The sequence below is a fragment of the Streptomyces spororaveus genome (assembly GCF_016755875.1).
Classification (GTDB): Bacteria; Actinomycetota; Actinomycetes; order Streptomycetales; family Streptomycetaceae; genus Streptomyces; species Streptomyces spororaveus.
Genome location: NZ_BNED01000005.1, coordinates 6,143,957 through 6,163,172 on the forward strand (window position 1 = coordinate 6,143,957; position 19,216 = coordinate 6,163,172).

Consider the following 19,216-nt stretch of genomic DNA (forward strand, 5'->3'; position numbering starts at 1 on the left):
GGGACGGCGTGGACAGCCCGCACGGCGCGGCCGTCAAAGCCGCGGACTTCGGACTCAAGGGCCCGCGGGGCTGGGCCTTCCAGGGAGTCGCCGTCGATGCGGCGCCAGGCTCGCTCATCGCGGTCGAAGGCCCCTCCGGCAGCGGTCGTACCTGCCTGCTCCTTGCCCTCACCGGGCGGATGAAACCCACCCGGGGCCACGCCGAGGTCGGCGGCCACCGGCTGCCGAAGCACATGACGGCGGTCCGCCGGATCGCCGCACTCGGCCCGGTCTCCGGGGTCAACGAACTCGACCAGGCGCTCACCGTCGCGGAACAGCTGCGCGAGGGCGCCCTGCTCCAGCGCCACTACGGCGCCCCGGTCCGCGCCCTGCTGCGGCCCCGGGCCGAGCGCCGCGCCGTCGCCGAGGCGCGGATCGCCTCCGCCCTGGAGGCCGCCGGACTGGACCTCGCCACGCTGCCCAAGGGCGGGCGCACCTCCGTACGGGACCTGGAACGCCTGGAGGCCGTACGGCTGTCCGTCGCCATCGCGCTGCTGGGCTCCCCGGGACTGCTGGCCCTCGACGACCTCGACCTCAAGCTGTCGGACACCGCGCGCGCCGAGGCCTGGGAGCTGCTCCGCTCCGTCGCCTCCCGCGGGATCACCGTCCTCGCGGTGTGCAGCGAGGCACCCGCCGACGCGGTCGTCCTGCGGACCTCCCCCAAGGAGCCGGACGCGCCCGCCGCCGCGGGTGACGACGCCGGGAACGACACGAAGAACGACACGAAGAACGACACGAAGAACGACTCCGGGAACGACGACACGAAGGGGGCGGACGATGCGCTCGCCGAAGCTGGCCGCGCTTGAGCTGAAGCGGTTCGGGCGGGGGAGGCTGCCCCGGGCCGCCCTCGTCGCGCTGCTCGTGCTGCCACTGCTCTACGGAGCCCTGTACCTGTGGTCCTTCTGGGACCCCTACAAGCGCCTCGACAAGGTGCCCGTCGCCATCGTCAACGCCGACAAGGGCACGACCGTCGACGGCGCGCGCCTCGACGCCGGCGGTGAGATCACCCGGAAGCTGCACGACAGCAAGAGGTTCGACTGGCGGGAGGTGAGTGCGAAGGAGGCGGCCGAGGGCCTGGAGGACGGCCGGTACTACCTGACCCTGACCATGCCGGAGGACTTCAGCGCGAAGATCGCCTCCAGCGCCGGCGACGACCCCACCACCGGGGCCCTCCAGGTCCGCACGAACGACGCCAACAACTACATCGTCGGCTCGATCTCGCGGACCGTCTTCTCCGAGGTCCGCTCCGCGGCGTCCGCCAACGCCTCCCGCGGCTTCCTCGACAAGATCTTCGTGAACTTCTCCGACCTGCACGACAAGACCGCCGAGGCGGCCGACGGCGCCGACAAGCTCAAGGACGGCGCGGGCAAGGCCCAGGAAGGCGCCAAGGAGCTCGCCGACGGCCTCGACACGGCGCAGGAGAAGTCCGGCGAGCTCAACAGCGGTCTGCAGAAGCTGAACACGGCGGCCGGCAAGCTGGAGACCGGCTCCAAGGACGTCGCGGACGGCACCCAGGCGCTGGCGGACAAGGTCAACGGGGCCGCGAACAAGGCCCGCCCCTTCGTCAAGGACCCGAAGAACCTGGCGGACACCGCCGAACTCGTCGCCGACAGCGCGAAGGTGGTCAACAACCACCTGGGGACGTTCGCCGAGAAGGCACCGGCCGCGGCCGCCGCCGCGAAGAAGGCCGCCACCGGCGCGGACGCGTACTACACCAAGCACTGCGTCACCCCCGGCGGCGAACCGCACCTGGCCTCCTGCCCCGACCTGAAGAAGGTCAGGGACAGCGCGGCCGAGGCCGCCGAGCTCAGCGGGGACGTCAGCGTCCTGGTCAAGAACGCCGACGGGGACGTCGCCAAGCTCCGCACCCAGCTCACCGACCTGGAGAAGAAGGCCCGCGAGCTCGTCGTCAAGGCCCCCCAGCTCGCGGGTGACCTCGACGCGGCCGTCGCCAAGGTCAACGCCCTCAACTCCGGCGCCCACAAGGTGTCCGCCGGCATGACCCAGCTGCACACCGGCCTCGGCACCGCCACCACCGGGTCCGGCGCCCTCAGCGACGGCGTCGGCAAGCTCGGCGACGGTGCCCACCGGCTCGACGGCGGCATGTACAAGCTCGTCGACGGCACCGGCGAGCTCGCCGGCGGCCTGCACGAGGGCGCCGGCAAGATCCCCGACTACGACCAGGAGCAGCGCGAGCGGCGCACCCAGGTCATGGCCGACCCGATCCAGCTCGCCAACCAGTCCCTGCACAAGGCGCCCAACTACGGCACCGGCTTCGCCCCCTACTTCATCCCGCTGTCCCTCTGGGTCGGCGCGATGGTGGCCTACATGCTGATCGCCCCGATGAACCGGCGCGCCCTGGCCGCCGGAGCCGCGCCCTGGCGGGTCGCCCTCGCCGGCTGGCTGCCCGTGGCGGGCCTCGGCACGGCGCAGGTGGCCCTGCTGATGTCCGTACTGCACTGGGCGCCCGGCCTCGGCCTGAAGATGGCCCACCCGGCCCTCACCATCGGCTTCCTGATGCTGGTCACCTGCTGCTTCGCGGCGATCGTCCAGTGGCTCAACGCCAAGTTCGGCGCCGCCGGCCGCATCCTGGTGCTGGCCGTCCTGATGCTCCAGCTGACCTCGGCGGGCGGCACCTACCCCGTCCAGACCAGCCCGGACTTCTTCAACTGGATCCACCCGTACCTGCCGATGTCGTACATCGTCGAGAGCCTGCGCCGCCTCATCACCGGCGGCGACCTCGCCCCGGTCTGGCACGGAAGCGCGGTCCTCCTGGCCTTCACCGCGGGCGCCCTGGCCCTCACCGCGCTCGCCGCCCGCGGCAAGCAGGTGTGGACCATGGACCGGCTGCACCCGGAACTGAGTCTGTAGGGACGTGTTGACCTGTGACAATCAGCGCCATGGAAAGCAGCAGCACCGGTACGGGCACCGGCGGGGGCCGTCGTGCGATCACCCGGCAGAAGCTCTACGAAGCGGCGGTCACCCTGATCGCCGAGCAGGGCTTCTCCGCGACCACGGTCGACGAGATCGCCGAACGGGCGGGCGTCGCGAAGGGCACCGTCTACTACAACTTCGCGAGCAAGAACGAACTCTTCGAGGAACTGCTGCGGCACGGCGTCGGCCTGCTGACGGCCTCGCTGCGGACGGCCGCGGAGGAGACGGAGGCCCGCGGCGGCAGCCGCGTCGAGGCGCTCGACGCGATGATCCGCGCGGGACTCGTCTTCATCGACCGGTATCCGGCCTTCACCCAGCTGTACGTCGCCGAGCTGTGGCGCACCAACCGCGCGTGGCAGTCCACGCTCATGGTGGTCCGGCAGGAGGCGGTGGCCGTCGTGGAGAAGGTGCTGCGCGAGGGCGTGGAACGCGGTGAGCTGAGCGCCGAGATCGACGTGCCGCTCACGGCGGCCGCGATGGTCGGGATGGTCCTGGTGGCCGCGCTGGACTGGCAGTCCTTCCAGAGCGAGAGGTCCCTGGACGACGTGCACTCGGCGCTGTCGCTGCTGCTGCGGGGCCGGGTCAGCGGAAACCGCTGAGGCGCGGCGCGGCACCACCCCCCAGTCGGCGGTGCCGCCGGGGCGCGCCGCCCCGTAGAACTGGTGGGGCCTGCCGCGGCGGCTGAGTATCCGTACCTAGGCGCGGAAATGAGTACGTGCGCGGATGGGCTCCCACCTGCGTGGACGCCAGACTGGGAGCCAACGGACAGGAGACCCGGTCCGCACCGCCGACACGGGGCTGCGGAGCGGACCGGGTGCCTCCTTCCGTGACCGGGACGGGGGACACGGCCCGGTGACGCAGGACGGGAGAAGGCGGCGGGGCTCGGGGGGATCGAGCCTCACCGCCTTTTCGCGTCCGCGGGTCCGGCGGATCGTGCGCCGGAATTCCCCCTAGCCGCGGCCCTTCAGCGGGAGCCGGAGGCGGGCGGCGGTCAGGCGGGCGGCGGTCAGGCGGGCCGATACCGCCGAGGTGATCGCGGACCGGCGGGCCGAGAGGGCCCAGGAGACACGGGCCGCCGAGCGCGGCAGCAGCAGCGCGCGCAGCCGGGGCAGCCGGTCCGCCGACGCCAGCAGGCCCGCACGGGCCAGCAGTACGTCGTCCGCCAGCTCCGGGTACGAGACCTCCGCGCCCGGGGGCGCGTACAGAGCCCGCTCCACCGCACCCGCAACCCGGTGCACGGCCGCCGCCGGCTCCGGCTCCAGGCGGCCCAGGTCCACGATCCGGCTCGCCGCCCGGCGCGGGGACAGCGCCTCGTCCGGGACCACACCCGCGTCCCAGGCGGTGTCGCCCAGTTCCCGCCACGCCGTCAGGACCTCCCCGGTCGCCAGGCGCCGGGTCCGCAGCCGGGTCCGCCACAGCAGCGGGAGCAGGGGCAGGCCCAGCACCGCCAGCGCGAGCGCCGCCCAGCCGAGGATCGCCGGCACCGACGGCCCGCCACCGCTCGTGTTCTGCGCGGGCGCCGCCGTGTCGCACTCGCCGAGCTTCTTCAGGGCCGGCGGGCACTCGGGGGTCGCCGAGGGCGCCGTCGACGGCTGCGCCGCGCTCTGCGAGGGCAGCGGAGCCGGGGCGGACGGCTGGGTGGCCGGGGTCTGCGCCCGGGAGTAGTCCGGGATGTTGATGCCGGAGCGGGGCGTCGGCTCGAAGCGGGTCCAGCCCACGCCCTCGAAGTACAGCTCGGGCCAGGCGTGCGCGTCGCGCATCGACACGTTCACGTTGCCGTCCGACTGCTTCTCGCCGGGCGTGAAGCCCACCGCGACCCGCGCCGGGATGCCCAGCGAGCGGGACATCGCCGCCATCGAGAAGGCGAAGTGGACGCAGAAGCCCTCCTTGTCGGAGAGGAACCGGGCGACCGCCTGCGGACCCGTGCCCGAGGCCGTCCGCGTGTTGTAGCGGAACCCGCCGTTAACGGCGAAGTAGTCCTGCAGCTTCACGGCCCGCGTGTAGTCGTCCTTCGCCCCCTGCGTCACCTGGCGGGCCGTCTCGGCGACCACCGGCGGCAGGTTGTCCGGGAGCTTCGTGTACTCCTCCCGGATCGCGGGGTCGGGCTCCGGGGCCTTCTGGAGCTGCTGGGCCGTCGGCTTCAGCAGCAGGCTGCGCACCGTGTACTCCGCGCCCTGGACGTTCTGGAACCTGTCGCGGCCCAGCTGGTCGCCGACCAGGGTCCGGCCGACCGGCTCGAACCGCCACTTGCCGCCTATGTTCACCGAGGTCGCCGGATACGGCATGGGGAGGTAGCGCTGGGTGTAGTACTCCGCCGCCGAGATGCTGGTGGTGACCTCCACCGCGGTGCTGCTGACCGGGGAGCGGAGCCCGGGCGGTTCCGGCAGCTCCTCCGGCACGTCGATCAGGGCCCGCCCGGAGGCCTCCCACTTGACGCCGTTGAACTCGTCGAGGGCCAGGATCCGCAGGTACTGCTCGCCCTGCTGCGGGCTGTTCGTCCGGTACTTCAGGATCACGCGGTTGTCCTGCGCGTTCAGGTTGCTCTGCAGGGAGACCAGCGGGTTGACCGCCGAGATCGTCCCGCCCGTGCCGCCGCCGTCCTCCTCGCCGTCCTGGGTGCCGCCGAGCAGCCCGCCGCCGAGCGAGGGCAGTACGGCCGGCACCAGCAGTGCCAGGCCCAGGGTCACCGCGCCGATCCGCCGCCCGAACTTCACGGGAGCCGTCGCCTGCCCGCCCGCCCCGTTGCCGAGGCCGGAGTCGGCGGCGCCCCGGCGCGGGGCCGCGCCGAAGACCCGGCCCCACTGGGCGAGCCGGTCACGGCCCTCGGACAGCAGCAACAGCAGGTAGCCGCAGCCCGCGAGCAGGAAGGAGAACCAGGAGGCGTCCCCGCCGCCCGCCAGGCCCGAGGCCACCGAGTACAGCGCCAGCAGCGGCAGCCCGGCCGCGGCGGCCGTGCGCAGGGTCACCGCCAGCAGGTCCACCAGCAGCCCGATCAGCAGGACGCCGGACACCAGCAGCAGCTTGATGCCGTCCGTCAGCGGAGCCGGGATCGCGAACTCGGCCACGTCCCGCAGGCCCTGGCCGAACAGCGCGCCGAAGTCCGTCACCAGGTAGGCCAGCGGCCCGTCCCCGTGGGACTCGCCCTTGCCGGCGTAGAGGAACGCGAGCAGCAGCAGCGACACCAGCGCCTGCGCGGCCACGGTCAGGGTCCGGGCCAGCGGCACGCGCCGGGCGCCGGCGCCCACCGCGCTCTGCACGGCGAGCAGCAGCGCCGCCTGGAGCAGCCAGGCCTGCGAGTCCACCAGGGGGTTCAGCGACCACGAGGTGAACAGCGTCGCCAGTGCCGCGAACAGCGTCAGTTTCGCCCGCCCGCTCATTCCCGACCTCCGGAGGTTCCCGTACCGACGTGCGCGGTCCCGGCCTGGCGCCACAGTTCGCCGAAGGCCACCCCGGGCCGGGCGGCCAGTGCGGTCCAGCCCGCGTCGCCCAGCCTGCGCAGCCGCTCCTCCAGCGGGGGCACGGCATGCCCCGGAGCGGGCTGCCCGCCCCAGCTCGCGGAGTCCAGCACGAAGGCCACCGCACCCGAGGTGCGCTGGCGCATCCGGGCGGCCAGTTCCGTCTGTACGTCGTCCAGGTCGCCGAAGAAGGCGATGAGGAGCCCGTCGCCGCCGGATCCGGCGAAGCCTCCGCTGCCGCCCGCGCGCACCGCGTCGTAGGCGCGGGAGAGCCCGGCGCCGTCGGAGTGCCCGACGACGGCGAGGGTGTCCATCATCAGCCCGGCGGCCTCCGCGGACTCCTGCCCGCCGGAGGAGAAACCGCCGCCGCCCTCACCGGGCACCGAGTCGCCGGTGTCGGTGAGCAGCCGTACGGAGAAGCCCTGTTCCAGGACGTGCACCAGGCTGGAGGCGGCCGCCGAGACGGCCCATTCGAACGCGGAGTCGGGGCCGGCGCCGTCGAAGGCCAGGCGCCGGGTGTCCAGCAGGACGGTGGCCCGGCTGCGCTGCGGCTGTTCCTCGCGGCGGACCATCAGCTCGCCGTAGCGGGCGGTGGAGCGCCAGTGCACCCGGCGCAGGTCGTCGCCGCGACGGTAGCCGCGGGGGATCACGTCGTCGTCGCCGGCCAGGGCCAGGGAGCGCCGGCTGCCGTCGCCGTAGCCGTTGGACTCGCCGGCCAGGCGGATCGGCGGCAGGGGCTCGGTGCGCGGGATGACGGTGAGGGTGTCGTAGGTGCTGAAGGAGCGGGTCAGCTCGACCAGTCCGAAGGGGTCGGACAGGCGCAGCTGGAGCGGGCCGAGCGGATAGCGGCCGCGCAGGTCGGAGCGGACCCGGTAGGACACCTCGCGGCGGCCGCCGGGCTCGACCCGGTCCAGGACGAAGCGCGGGCGCGGGCCCAGTACGTAGGGCACCCGGTCCTGGAGCATCAGCAGGCCGGTGGGCAGCCGGGAGACGTTGTCCATGCGCAGCTGCACGCGGGCCTCGCCGCCCGCGGGGACCCGCCCGGGGCTGAGCCGGCGGCTGCCGGAGACCCGGAAGCGGGTGCGGTGGAGGGCGTAGACGCAGATCAGCGGCAGGAGGGCGAGCAACAGGCCGACCCGCAGCAGTTCGCCCTGCCCCAGGACGTACGCACAGCCGGCGGCGGCTATCCCGGCGGCCAGGAACGAGCGGCCGCGGGTGGTCAGCCCGGACAGCGACGCGCGCAGTCCGCCGCCGTCCCCCGGGCCACCGGCGCCGCGCGGGGCACCGGCGCTCATCAGAAGCCCCGGATGCCCGCGCCGGGCGGCATCTCGCCGCGGGCGTGCGCGGCCGGGACGGGGGTGCGCTGCAGGATCTCGCCGACGACCTGCTCGGCGGTGCGGCGGTTCAGCTGGGCCTGCGCGGTGGGCAGGAGCCGGTGCGCGAGGACCGGGGCGGCCAGGGCCTGGACGTCGTCGGGCAGGACGTAGTCCCGGCCGGCGAGCGCGGCGGAGGCCTTCACGGCGCGCAGCAGGTGCAGGGTGGCCCGGGGCGAGGCGCCGAGCCGCAGGTCGGGGTGGGTACGGGTGGCGGAGACCAGGTCGACGACGTAGCGCCGGACGGGCTCGGCCACGTACACCTCGCGGACCGCCTCGATGAGCTTGACGATCTCGTGGGAGTGCGCGACGGACGTCAGGTCGTCGAGCGGGGAGACCCCGCCGTGCACGTCGAGCATCTGCAGCTCGGCCTCGGGGCTGGGGTAGCCGACGGAGACGCGGGCCATGAAGCGGTCGCGCTGGGCCTCGGGCAGCGGGTACGTGCCCTCCATCTCCACCGGGTTCTGGGTGGCGACGACCATGAAGGGGCTGGGCAGCGTGTAGGTCGTGCCGTCGATGGTGACCTGGCGCTCCTCCATCGACTCCAGCAGCGCGGACTGGGTCTTCGGCGAGGCGCGGTTGATCTCGTCACCGATGACGATCTGCGCGAAGATCGCGCCCGGCTTGAACTCGAACTCGCGGCGCTGCTGGTCGTAGATGCTGACACCGGTGATGTCGGAGGGCAGCAGGTCCGGCGTGAACTGGATGCGCTGCACCGAGCAGTCGATGGACTTGGCGAGCGTCTTGGCGAGCATCGTCTTGCCGACGCCGGGCACGTCCTCGATCAGCAGGTGCCCCTCGGCGAGCAGCACGGTCAGCGCGAGGCGGACGACCTCGGGCTTGCCCTCGATCACGCTCTCGACCGACTGGCGCACCCGCTCCACCGTGCTGGTCAGATCCGCGAGGCTCGCTCGGTCGTCGTACGTCGTCACCTTGGTTCTCCTCGGCCCATTTCCAGGGCCGACGCCCTTGGCGCATGACCGGCCCACCCCGAAACACGGACACCGGACCCGGGGGATCCCGGGTGGTGCCACCCCGCATTCTTGACGGCGTCAAGGCCTCGTGTCACTCAAGAGCTGGGATCGATCTCCCGCAGGAGCCCGGTGTGCACATCGAAGACGAAGCCTCGCACATCGTCCTTGTGGGGCAGGAAGGGGTTCGTGCGAACCCGCTGCATGGACTGGCGGACGTCCTGGTCGACGTCCCGGAAGGCCTCGACGGCCCAGGCGGGGCGCTGACCGACCTCGTCCTCCAGCTCGTGCCGGAAGTCCTCGGTCAGGTTCTCGAGGCCGCAGCCGGTGTGGTGGATGAGTATCACCGTGCGGGTGCCCAGTGCCCGCTGGCTGATGGTGAGGGAGCGGATCGTGTCGTCGGTGACCACACCGCCCGCGTTACGGATCGTGTGACAGTCGCCGAGCTCCAGGCCAAGGGCCTTGTGCAGGTCGAGGCGGGCGTCCATACAGGCCACCACGGCGACCTTCAGGACGGGACGGGCGTCCATGCCGGGGTCGGAGAACTGTGCGGCGTAGCGCTGATTCGCCTCGACCAGGCGGTCGGTGACGGATCCGCCGACGGATGCCTCGGACGCGGACTCTGCAGGCAGGGATGCGGAAGTCGTCATGGGTACGACGTTAATGGTCACGGCGGGGCGGGGCCTCGCGTGAGAGTGGACAAAGAACGTCAACGCGCCTTGTTGTGAGCTAACCCACAGGGGTGGGGGTGAGGCGACTGTTCGGGTGATTCACGGCATTTGCCGGTTCGGTCCGAGTGCCGCACACGGCGCGCCGGGCGGTTCGTTGACCGCGGCGACCGTTGCACTAAAGTGACGCGAACCGGCCGGAGCCCGGCCCTGACCGGCCGCCCGGCCCCCGATGAACACTCCGCGTGCGCGGCGCGTACGTACGGCCCGGCCCTCTCCCGCTCACCGGCCGGCCGGCGCCACCTTCCCCGGCGCCGGTCGCGGATGCGGGGATCCGGCGGTGCGTACGCCTGCCGCGCCGTTATCTGAGAGGGCGCTTTGACTAGCGAGTCCCGACATGTCCCGGTGATGCTCCAGCGGTGCCTGGACCTGTTGGCCCCGGCGCTGGAGAGGCCCGGGGCCGTCGTCGTCGACTGCACCCTCGGCCTCGGCGGCCACAGCGAGGCCCTGCTGACCCGGTTCCCCGAGGCCCACCTGATCGGCCTCGACCGTGACAAGGAGGCCCTGCGGCTGTCCGGCGAGCGGCTCGCGCCCTTCGGCGACCGGGCCACCCTCGTCCACGCGATCTACGCCGACCTCGCCGAGGTCCTGGACCAGCTCGGCATCCCGGCCGTCCAGGGCATCCTCTTCGACCTGGGCGTGTCCTCCATGCAGCTGGACGAGGCCGACCGCGGGTTCGCGTACGCGCAGGACGCGCCCCTGGACATGCGCATGGACCAGACGACGGGCATCAGCGCCGCCGAGGTCCTCAACAGCTACGCGCCGGGCGAGCTGGTGCGGATCCTGCGCCAGTACGGCGAGGAGAAGCAGGCCAAGCGGATCGTCTCCGCGATCGTCCGGGAGCGGGAGAAGGAGCCCTTCACCAACAGCGCCCGGCTGGTCGAACTGATCCGTGACTCCCTGCCGCAGGCCGCCAAGCGCACCGGCGGCAATCCGGCGAAGCGGACCTTCCAGGCGCTGCGGATCGAGGTCAACGGGGAGCTCTCCGGGCTGGAGCGGGCCATTCCGGCAGCGGTGGACCGGATCGCGGTCGGCGGCCGGATCGCGGTGCTCTCGTACCACTCGCTGGAGGACCGCCTGGTCAAGCAGGTCTTCGCGGCCGGCGCGACCTCCACGGCCCCGCCCGGGCTGCCGGTGGTCCCGGAGAAGTACCAGCCGAAGCTGAAACTGCTCACGCGCGGCGCCGAGCTGCCCACCGAGGAGGAGATCGCCGAGAACCGGCGGGCCGCCCCGGCCAGATTCCGCGGCGTCGAACGCATCCGGGAGGCGCGACTGTGACCAAGGCCGGGAAGGTCGCCACGCTGACCCGCGGGCAGGCGGCCCGCCTCGGCCGGGCGCTCGGCGGCCGCCCGGCCCGCCCGCGTCCCGGCGGGCAGGCGGCGCGGATGCCGTTCGTCCTGCTGGTCGTGGCCCTGCTCGGCGGCGGCCTGATCAGCCTGCTGCTGCTGAACTCGGCACTGAACGAGGGCTCCTTCCAGCTCAGCAAGCTGAGGAAGGAGACCACCACCCTCACCGACGAGGAGCAGGCGCTGCAGCGCGACGTGGACGCCTACTCCGCGCCCGACGCGCTCCAGCGCCGGGCGCACGAGCTGGGCCTGGTCCCCGGCGGCAGCCCGGTCTTCATCGGCCCGGACGGCGGGACCGCCGGCAGCCCGGCGGTCGCCGAGGCCCCGCCGTCGCCCACCCCGACCCCGACGCCTCCGCCCGCGCAGCCCGCGGCGGGCCAGTCCCCGGCCGCGCCCACGGCGCCGGCCCCCGCCCAGCCCGCTCCCAGCGGCAGCCCGCAGCCCAGCCAGACCCCTGGAAGGTGACGTCGTGACGCGGATCCCGTCTGAACCAGCCTCGCCGGCACGTGAGGCGCGGGGTCCTGGGCGGCGCCCCGGGACGCCGGGCACCGCCCTGCCCGGGGCGGTGGCCGCGTGAGCCCGCAGGAGCCGCCCCGGCGGCGGGTGCCCGGACCGGCCAGGCCGTCCCGGCCCGGCGACCGGGCCCGGGCCACCGCCCGCCCGGCCTCGCGCCCGGCGACCCGACGGCCGACCGGCCCCCGTACCCCGCACACCATCCGGCTCGGCAGCCCGCGGCCCCGGCTGCGCCTGGTCGGCGTCGGCCTGACCCTCGTCATGCTGGCCTTCGTGGTCCGCCTGCTCCAGGTCCAGGCCGTCGACGCGTCGGCGTTCTCCGCCGAGGCCTCCAAGAACCGCTACACCCGCGTCAAGCTGGCCGCCGAGCGCGGTGAGATCACCGACCGCCGGGGCGTGGCCCTCGCCACCAGCGTCGACGCCTACGACATCACCGCCGACCCGAAGATGTTCACCCCGCAGGAGAGCAAGGCCCCGGACGCCCCGCAGCAGGCCGCCGCCCTCCTCGCGCCCATCCTCGGCAAGGACGCCAAGGAGCTCACCGAGCGGCTGAGCACCAAGAACTCCCGGTACGTCGTCCTCGCCCAGCGCCGGACCCCCCAGGTCTGGAACCAGATCAAGGACCTCAAGCGGGTCTTCGCGGACAAGGCGGCGGCCGACAAGCGCAACAACGGCCCCGGCGCCAACGTCCTCGCCGGCGTGTTCAAGGAGACCAGCAGCAAGCGCGTGTACCCGAACGGCGACCTCGCCGCCGGGATACTGGGTTACGTCAACGCCGAGGGCAAGGGCGGCGGCGGCCTGGAGTCCTCCCTCGACAAGAAGCTGTCCGGCAAGGACGGCGAGATCACCTACGCCCAGTCCGGCGGCCGCCAGGTCCCCACCGCCGACTCCGACGAGAAGCCCGCCGTCCCCGGCGACGACATCGAGCTGACCATCGACCGGGACATCCAGTGGGCGGCGCAGAGCGCCATCGCCGAGCAGGTCCAGAAGTCCGAGGCCGACCGCGGCTACGTCATCGTCCAGGACACCCGGACCGGCGAGGTGCTGGCCATGGCCAACGCCCCGGGCTTCGACCCCAACGACCTGACCCGGGCCCGCTCCGCCGCCATGGGCAACGCCGCGCTCCAGGACGTGTACGAGCCCGGCTCCACCGCCAAGGTGATGTCGATGGCCGCCGTGCTGGAGGAGAAGAAGGCCACCCCGGAGACCCGGGTCGAGGTCCCCAACCGGCTGCACCGCGGCGACCGGTTGTTCAAGGACGACATCGACCACCCGACCTGGTACCTGACCCTCAACGGGGTCCTCGCCAAGTCCTCCAACATCGGCACGATCCTGGCCACCGGCCAGCTCGGGCCCACCCAGCCGGAGGCGAACAAGGTCCTGCACTCCTACCTGACCAAGTTCGGCATCGGCCGGCCCACCGGCCTGAACTACCCCGGCGAGTCCCGCGGCATCCTCGCCGATCCCGAGGACTGGTCGACCTCCCAGCAGTACACGATCCCCTTCGGCCAGGGCCTCTCCCTCAACGCCATGCAGGCGGCCTCCGTGTACTCGACCATCGCCAACGGCGGGGTCCGTATCGAGCCGACGCTGGTGCGCGGCACCAAGGGCCCCGACGGCCGCTTCACCCCGGCCCCGGCCCCCGAGCGCAGCCGCGTGGTCAGCGCGGAGACCGCCAAGACCCTCGCCGAGATGCTCGAATCGGTGGTCGACGACCAGGAGGGCACCGGCACCAAGGCGCGGATCCCCGGCTACCGGGTCGGCGGCAAGACCGGCACCTCCAACCGGGTGGATCCGGCCACCGGCCGCTACAAGGGCTACACCGCCTCCTTCGCCGGATTCGCCCCCGCGGACAACCCGCGCATCACCGTCTACTGCGCCATCCAGAACCCCACGAAGGGCAGCTACTTCGGAGGCCAGATCTGCGGCCCCATCTACAAGAAGGTCATGGAGTTCGCGCTCAAGACCCTCCAGGTGGCCCCCACGGGAACCGCACCCGCCGGGCTTCCCGTCACCTACGACGCCGCCCCGCAGCCCGCCCCGCAGCCCAGTCCGCAGCCCGGCCAGTGACCCACAACCAGGCCGGCCCGCCAGAAAAGCGTGAGGCACCATCAGTGACAACCATCACCCCGAAACCCGGGAACCCGACGACCGCCGACGCCGAGGCCGGGGCCTCACTTCGCGAGCGGCCCGCCGCGCCCGGTACGCTCACCGCCGTGCCCCACGCTGATCAGCCCAGAACGACCCAGAAAGCCCCGGCAACGCCGCCGGGAGCGCCCCGGCCCGCGTCCGCCAGCCCGAGCCCGCTGGGCGAGCTGGCCGCGCTGCTGGGCGTCCCGGCGCCCGGCCCGGCGCAGATCACCGGGATCACGCACGACTCCCGTGCGGTCCGCCCCGGTGACCTGTACGCGGCCCTGCCCGGAGCCAGGACGCACGGCGCCGACTTCGCCGCCCAGGCGGCCGGCCTCGGCGCCGTCGCCGTGCTGACCGACCCCGCGGGGTCGGAGCGCGCCGCGGCCACCGGCCTGCCGGTCCTGACCGTCGACGACCCGCGCGGCCGGATGGGGGAGCTCGCCGCCGCGATCTACGGACGCCCCGGTGAGGGCCTGCTCCAGATCGGCATCACCGGCACCTCCGGCAAGACCACGACGGCGTACCTCGTCGAGGGCGGCCTGCGCGCCGCAGGCCGCAGCACCGGACTGGTCGGCACCGTCGAGATGCGCATCGGCGACGAGCGCATCAAGTCCGAGCGGACCACCCCCGAGGCCACCGACCTCCAGGCCCTCTTCGCGGTCATGCGCGAACGCGGCGTCGAGGCCGTGGCCATGGAGGTCTCCAGTCACGCGCTGGTGCTCGGCCGGGTCGACGGCTGCGTCTTCGACGTCGCCGTCTTCAACAACCTGAGCCCGGAGCACATGGAGTTCCACTCCGACATGGAGGACTACTTCCAGGCCAAGGCGGGGCTCTTCACGGCCCGCCGGGCCCGCCTGGGCGTGGTCAACCTCGACGACGAGTACGGCCGCCGCCTGGCCAAGGAGGCGACGATCCCGGTCGTCGGCTTCTCCGCCGCCGGCGACCCCGCCGCCGACTGGCGCGCCGAGGACGTGGTCTTCGGTCCGGCGAGCTCCACCCTGACCCTGCTGGGCCCCGAAGGACAGCGCGTACGGGCCACCGCACCGCTGCCCGGCCCGTTCAATGTGGCCAACACCGTCGCCGCGATCGTCACGCTCGCCGCCGCCGGCCTCGACCCGCAGACCGCCGCCGACGGCGTCGCCGCGGTCCCCGGGGTCCCCGGCCGGCTGGAGCGCGTGGACGCGGGACAGCCGTACCTCGCCGTCGTCGACTACGCGCACAAGACGGACGCCGTGGAATCGGTGCTGCGCGCGCTGCGCGAGGTCACCGAGGGCAGGCTGCACATCGTGCTCGGCTGCGGCGGCGACCGCGACACCACCAAGCGCGGCCCGATGGGGGCCGCGGCCGCCCGGTACGCCGACGTGGCCGTCCTGACCTCCGACAACCCGCGCTCCGAGGACCCGCTCGCGATCCTCGCCGCGATGTTCGAGGGCGCCGTGTCCGTACCGGCCGGCGAGCGGGGCACCGTCCTGGTCGACGCCGACCGGGCCTCGGCCATCGCGGCCGCCGTCGCCCTCGCCGGGCCCGGTGACACCGTGCTGGTGGCCGGCAAGGGCCACGAGCAGGGCCAGGACACCGCCGGTGTCGTACGCCCCTTCGACGACCGCACGGTGCTCCGTGCCGCGATCGAGCACCAGGCCGTGCTCGACCAGACGATCCAGGTCCGACAGGCCGAGGTGAACCAGTGATCGCCCTTTCCCTGGCCGAGATCGCCGACATCACCGGCGGGCGGCCCCACGACATACCGGATCCGTCCGTCCAGGTCACCGGTCCCGTGGTCTACGACTCCCGCGAGGTCCGGCAGGGCAGCCTGTTCGCCGCGTTCGTCGGTGAGCGGGTCGACGGCCACGACTACGCGGAACGCGCCGTGTCCGCCGGTGCCGTGGGCGTCCTCGCCACCCGGCCCGTGGGCGTACCGGCCATCGTCGTCCCCGACGTGGTGGCCGCCCTCGGAGCGCTGGCCCGGGCCGTGGTCACCCGCCTGGGCACCGACGTCGTGGCCCTCACCGGGTCCGCCGGCAAGACCTCCACCAAGGACCTGATCGCGCAGGTGCTGCAGCACCACGCGCCGACCGTGTGGACCCCCGGGAACCTCAACAACGAGATCGGCCTGCCGATCACGACGCTGCGCGTCACCGAGGACACCCAGCACCTGGTCCTGGAGATGGGCGCCCGCGGCATCGGCCACATCCGCTACCTCACCGGACTGACGCCCCCGCGGATCGGTCTGGTCCTCAACGTCGGGACCGCCCACATCGGCGAGTTCGGCGGCCGTGAGCAGATCGCCCAGGCCAAGGGCGAGCTGGTCGAGGCCCTGCCGGCCGAGGCGGAGGGCGGCGTCGCCGTCCTCAACGCCGATGACCTGCTGGTTCGCGGCATGGCCGCGCGGACGAAGGCGCGTACGGTCCTCTTCGGCGAGGCCGAGGACGCCGAAATCCGGGCCACCGAAGTCCGCATGACGGACAGGGGGCAGGCTTCCTTCACACTGCACACACCGACCGGGTGCAGCGACGTGACCTTGCGGCTGTACGGTGAGCACCACGTGTCGAACGCGCTCGCCGCGGCCGCCGTCGCCCATGTCCTGGGCATGTCCGCACAGGAGATCGCCACGGCGCTCTCCGGGGCGGGCACGCTGTCGCGGTGGCGGATGGAGGTCACCGAGCGGGCGGACGGTGTGACGATCGTCAACGACGCCTACAACGCGAACCCCGAGTCCATGCGGGCCGCACTCCGCGCGCTCGCCGCGATGGGCGGTGCCGGCAGGGCGAACGGGGGACGCACGTGGGCGGTGCTCGGCCCGATGGCCGAGCTCGGAGACGATGCTCTCGCCGAGCACGACGCGGTCGGACGACTTGTCGTCCGGCTCAACGTGAGCAAGCTCGTCGCGGTCGGGGGCAGGGAAGCCTCCTGGCTGCAACTGGGCGCATATAACGAGGGTTCGTGGGGTGAGGAGTCGGTGCTCGTGTCCGACGCGCAGGCGGCGGTCGACCTGTTGCGCAGTGAACTGCGCCCGGGTGACGTCGTGCTGGTGAAGGCTTCCAGGTCGGCCGGTCTGGAGCGGGTGGCCCAGGGCCTTCTCGACAGCACTGTCGAGGGCGAGGTCGCCGACCGATGAGGCAGATTCTGTTCGCCGGTGTCATCGGCATGTTCCTCACCGTTGTGGGCACCCCGCTGCTGATCAAGCTGCTGGCCCGCAAGGGCTACGGCCAGTTCATCCGCGACGACGGCCCCCGCGGCCACGCCGGGAAGAAGGGCACGCCCACCATGGGCGGTATCTCCTTCATCCTGGCGACGCTCATCGCGTACGCCCTGACGAAGATCCTCACCGGCGAAGAGCCGAGCTTCTCGGGTCTGCTCGTGCTCTTCCTGATGGCGGGCATGGGCCTCGTCGGGTACCTCGACGACTACATCAAGATCGTCAAGCGGCGTTCGCTGGGTCTGCGGGCCAAGGCCAAGATGGCCGGCCAGCTGATCGTCGGCATCGCCTTCGCCGTGCTGGCCCTCCAGTTCAAGGACTCGCGCGGGCTGACCCCGGCCTCCACCAAGCTGTCGTTCGTCACGGACTTCGGCTGGTCGATAGGTCCGGTGCTGTTCGTGGTGTGGGCCCTGTTCATGATCCTGGCGATGTCCAACGGCGTGAACCTCACCGACGGTCTGGACGGTCTCGCGACCGGCGCCGCCGTGATGGTCTTCGGCGCCTACACCTTCATCGGCGTCTGGCAGTTCCAGGAGTCCTGCGCCCGGGCCGGTGACCTCACCAACCCGAACGCCTGCTTCGAGGTGCGCGACCCGCTCGACCTCGCGGTCGTCGCCTCCGCCCTCATGGGCGCCTGCTTCGGCTTCCTGTGGTGGAACACCTCGCCCGCCAAGATCTTCATGGGTGACACCGGCTCGCTCGCCCTCGGCGGCGCGCTCGCGGGCCTCGCCATCTGCTCCCGCACGGAGTTCCTGATGGCGCTCCTCGGCGGCCTGTTCGTGCTCATCACGATGTCGGTCGTCATCCAGGTCGGTTCCTTCAAGATGACCGGCAAGCGCGTCTTCCGGATGGCGCCACTGCAGCACCACTTCGAGCTCAAGGGCTGGTCCGAGGTACTCGTCGTGGTCCGCTTCTGGATCATCCAGGGCATGTGCGTGATCGTTGGTCTCGGTCTCTTCTACGCGGGATGGGCAGCCGACAAGTGACCTCCTCCGACCTGGCCGCCGTGCTCGGCCCCGACGCCCTGGGCCGCTTCGGCCTGCCGGGCCGGATCACCGTGGCAGGGCTCGGCATCAGCGGCATCAGCGCCGCCCGGGCACTGGCCGGGCTGGGCGCGCGCGTGACCGTCGTCGACAACGGCGACGGCGACGCGCACCGGGCCAGGGCCGCCGAGCTCGCGGAGCTCGGCATCGAGGTCCGCCTCGGTCACCTGCCCGACGGAGCCCGGGCGGGCGAGACCCTGCCCGAGGGCACCGAACTGGTCGTCACCTCGCCGGGCTGGCAGCCGGAGAGCCCGCTCTTCCTGGCCGCCGCCTCGGCGGGCGTCGACGTCGTCGGTGACGTCGAGGTCGCCTGGCGGCTGCGCGGCGCCGGCGCGGAGCTCCGTGCCGCCCGCGGGGCCGCGGCCGGCGACCGGGCCCCGGCCGGGCCCGCCGAATGGCTCGCGATCACCGGTACCAACGGCAAGACCACCACCACCCAGATGCTGGCGTCGATCCTGAAGGCCGCGGGCCTGCGTACCGCGGCCGTCGGCAACATCGGCACCCCGATCATCGACGTGGTACTCGGCGAGCAGGAGTACGACGTGCTCGCCGTCGAACTCTCCAGCTACCAGCTGCACTGGGCGCCCTCGCTGCGCGTCCACTCGGCGGCCGTCCTCAACCTGGCCCCGGACCACCTCGACTGGCACGGTTCGATGCAGGCGTACGCCGCCGACAAGGGCCGGATCTACGAGGGCAACAGGGTCGCCTGCGTCTACAACGTCGCCGACAAGGCCACCGAGGACCTGGTCGTCGAGGCCGACGTCGAAGAGGGCTGCCGGGCGATCGGCTTCACCCTCGGCGCCCCCGGCCCCTCCATGCTCGGCGTCGTCGACGGCATCCTCGTCGACCGGGCCTTCGTGGAGAACCGGCAGAAGAACGCCCAGGAGCTCGCCGAGGTCGCGGACGTCAACCCGCCCGCCCCGCACAACATCGCCAACGCGCTCGCCGCCGCGGCACTGGCCCGCGCCTTCGGCGTGGAGCCACGGGCGGTGCGCGACGGGCTGCGCGACTTCCGCCCGGACGCCCACCGCGTCGCGTACGTGGACGAGGTCGCCTCGGTCACCTACATCGACGACTCGAAGGCCACCAACACGCACGCGGCCGAGGCCTCGCTCGCCGCCTTCGAGCCGGTCGTCTGGATCGCCGGCGGTCTCGCCAAGGGCGCGACCTTCGACGAGCTCGTGAAGAACGCCGCGAAGCGGCTGCGCGGCGCCGTCCTGATCGGCGCCGACCGAGCGCTCATCGCCGACGCGCTGGCGCGACACGCGCCCGAGGTCCCGGTCGTCGACCTCGACCGGACCGACACTGGGGCGATGCTCGCGGCGGTCCGGGAAGCCGCCGCGCTCGCCGAGCCCGGCGACACGGTCCTGCTGGCACCTGCCTGCGCCTCGATGGACATGTTCGCGAACTACAACAAGCGTGGGGACGCATTCGCCGACGCGGTGCGCGAACTGGCCGCCGAGAACGCTGCGGACACGGCCTAGG

The 19,216-nt window shown here is 72.8% G+C and carries 14 protein-coding genes; 10 read left to right on the forward strand and 4 right to left on the reverse strand.

Annotated features, from left to right (window positions below; all coding sequences use genetic code 11):
* Window positions 1–8 precede the first annotated feature (8 nt).
* Genes Sspor_RS30210 through Sspor_RS30220 form a run of 3 tightly spaced genes read left to right on the forward strand, consistent with a single transcriptional unit; the run spans window position 9 to window position 3,572 of the window.
* The gene (locus Sspor_RS30210) at window positions 9–845 is read left to right on the forward strand and encodes an ATP-binding cassette domain-containing protein (protein ID WP_202201925.1); all 837 of its coding nucleotides are present in this window, start codon (window positions 9–11) and stop codon (window positions 843–845) included.
* Window positions 817–2,910: a YhgE/Pip domain-containing protein gene (locus Sspor_RS30215; RefSeq protein WP_202201926.1), complete on the forward strand. Its 2,094-nt coding sequence runs from the start codon at window positions 817–819 to the stop codon at window positions 2,908–2,910. The genes Sspor_RS30210 and Sspor_RS30215 overlap by 29 nt, the downstream gene beginning before the upstream one ends.
* Window positions 2,911–2,939: 29 nt before the next feature.
* Window positions 2,940–3,572, forward strand: coding sequence for a TetR/AcrR family transcriptional regulator (locus tag Sspor_RS30220; RefSeq protein ID WP_237404093.1), 633 nt, complete (start codon window positions 2,940–2,942; stop codon window positions 3,570–3,572).
* 351 nt (window positions 3,573–3,923) lie between these two features.
* Here the strand turns inward: Sspor_RS30220 and Sspor_RS30225 are convergent, their stop codons facing one another.
* From Sspor_RS30225 to Sspor_RS30240, 4 genes are all read right to left on the reverse strand, one after another.
* Complete coding sequence (locus Sspor_RS30225) at window positions 3,924–6,350, reverse strand: transglutaminase TgpA family protein (RefSeq protein WP_202201928.1); 2,427 nt, start codon at window positions 6,348–6,350, stop codon at window positions 3,924–3,926.
* On the reverse strand, window positions 6,347–7,723 hold the full coding sequence (locus Sspor_RS30230; RefSeq protein WP_202201929.1) for a DUF58 domain-containing protein: 1,377 nt from the start codon (window positions 7,721–7,723) through the stop codon (window positions 6,347–6,349). The genes Sspor_RS30225 and Sspor_RS30230 overlap by 4 nt, the downstream gene beginning before the upstream one ends.
* The gene (locus Sspor_RS30235; protein WP_202201930.1) at window positions 7,723–8,733 is read right to left on the reverse strand and encodes an AAA family ATPase; all 1,011 of its coding nucleotides are present in this window, start codon (window positions 8,731–8,733) and stop codon (window positions 7,723–7,725) included. The genes Sspor_RS30230 and Sspor_RS30235 overlap by 1 nt, the downstream gene beginning before the upstream one ends.
* Before the next feature lie 137 nt (window positions 8,734–8,870).
* Window positions 8,871–9,485, reverse strand: coding sequence for a beta-class carbonic anhydrase (locus Sspor_RS30240; protein ID WP_202201931.1), 615 nt, complete (start codon window positions 9,483–9,485; stop codon window positions 8,871–8,873).
* Between the two features lie 333 nt (window positions 9,486–9,818).
* Here Sspor_RS30240 and rsmH point away from each other — a divergent pair, with 333 nt between their 5' ends.
* The 7 genes from rsmH (at window position 9,819) to murD (ending at window position 19,215) form a co-directional block, all read left to right on the forward strand.
* On the forward strand, window positions 9,819–10,778 hold the full coding sequence (rsmH, locus tag Sspor_RS30245) for a 16S rRNA (cytosine(1402)-N(4))-methyltransferase RsmH (protein ID WP_202201932.1): 960 nt from the start codon (window positions 9,819–9,821) through the stop codon (window positions 10,776–10,778).
* Complete coding sequence (ftsL, locus tag Sspor_RS30250) at window positions 10,775–11,311, forward strand: cell division protein FtsL (RefSeq protein WP_372499628.1); 537 nt, start codon at window positions 10,775–10,777, stop codon at window positions 11,309–11,311. The genes rsmH and ftsL overlap by 4 nt, the downstream gene beginning before the upstream one ends.
* Before the next feature lie 108 nt (window positions 11,312–11,419).
* Window positions 11,420–13,429 (forward strand): peptidoglycan D,D-transpeptidase FtsI family protein, encoded by a 2,010-nt coding sequence (locus Sspor_RS30255; protein ID WP_202201933.1) that lies wholly within the window; start codon window positions 11,420–11,422, stop codon window positions 13,427–13,429.
* 44 nt (window positions 13,430–13,473) lie between these two features.
* Window positions 13,474–15,180: a UDP-N-acetylmuramoyl-L-alanyl-D-glutamate--2,6-diaminopimelate ligase gene (locus Sspor_RS30260; protein WP_202201934.1), complete on the forward strand. Its 1,707-nt coding sequence runs from the start codon at window positions 13,474–13,476 to the stop codon at window positions 15,178–15,180.
* Window positions 15,177–16,607 (forward strand): UDP-N-acetylmuramoyl-tripeptide--D-alanyl-D-alanine ligase, encoded by a 1,431-nt coding sequence (locus Sspor_RS30265; protein WP_202201935.1) that lies wholly within the window; start codon window positions 15,177–15,179, stop codon window positions 16,605–16,607. Before Sspor_RS30260 ends, Sspor_RS30265 begins: the two co-directional genes overlap by 4 nt.
* The gene (mraY, locus tag Sspor_RS30270; RefSeq protein WP_202201936.1) at window positions 16,604–17,674 is read left to right on the forward strand and encodes a phospho-N-acetylmuramoyl-pentapeptide-transferase; all 1,071 of its coding nucleotides are present in this window, start codon (window positions 16,604–16,606) and stop codon (window positions 17,672–17,674) included. Before Sspor_RS30265 ends, mraY begins: the two co-directional genes overlap by 4 nt.
* A complete protein-coding gene (gene murD, locus Sspor_RS30275; protein WP_237404095.1) occupies window positions 17,656–19,215 on the forward strand; it encodes a UDP-N-acetylmuramoyl-L-alanine--D-glutamate ligase in 1,560 nt (519 codons plus the stop codon). Before mraY ends, murD begins: the two co-directional genes overlap by 19 nt.
* The last annotated feature ends 1 nt before the right edge of the window (window position 19,216 follow it).

Excerpts from the sequence above, each read along its gene's own strand:
- Sspor_RS30215 (WP_202201926.1), top strand. The coding sequence starts at position 817 with ATGCGCTCGCCGAAGCTGGCCGCGCTTGAGCTGAAGCGGTTCGGGCGG.
- Sspor_RS30220 (WP_237404093.1), top strand. The coding sequence starts at position 2,940 with ATGGAAAGCAGCAGCACCGGTACGGGCACCGGCGGGGGCCGTCGTGCG.
- Sspor_RS30230 (WP_202201929.1), bottom strand. The coding sequence starts at position 7,723 with ATGAGCGCCGGTGCCCCGCGCGGCGCCGGTGGCCCGGGGGACGGCGGC.
- Sspor_RS30225 (WP_202201928.1), bottom strand. The coding sequence starts at position 6,350 with ATGAGCGGGCGGGCGAAACTGACGCTGTTCGCGGCACTGGCGACGCTG.
- murD (WP_237404095.1), top strand. The coding sequence starts at position 17,656 with ATGGGCAGCCGACAAGTGACCTCCTCCGACCTGGCCGCCGTGCTCGGC.
- mraY (WP_202201936.1), top strand. The coding sequence starts at position 16,604 with ATGAGGCAGATTCTGTTCGCCGGTGTCATCGGCATGTTCCTCACCGTT.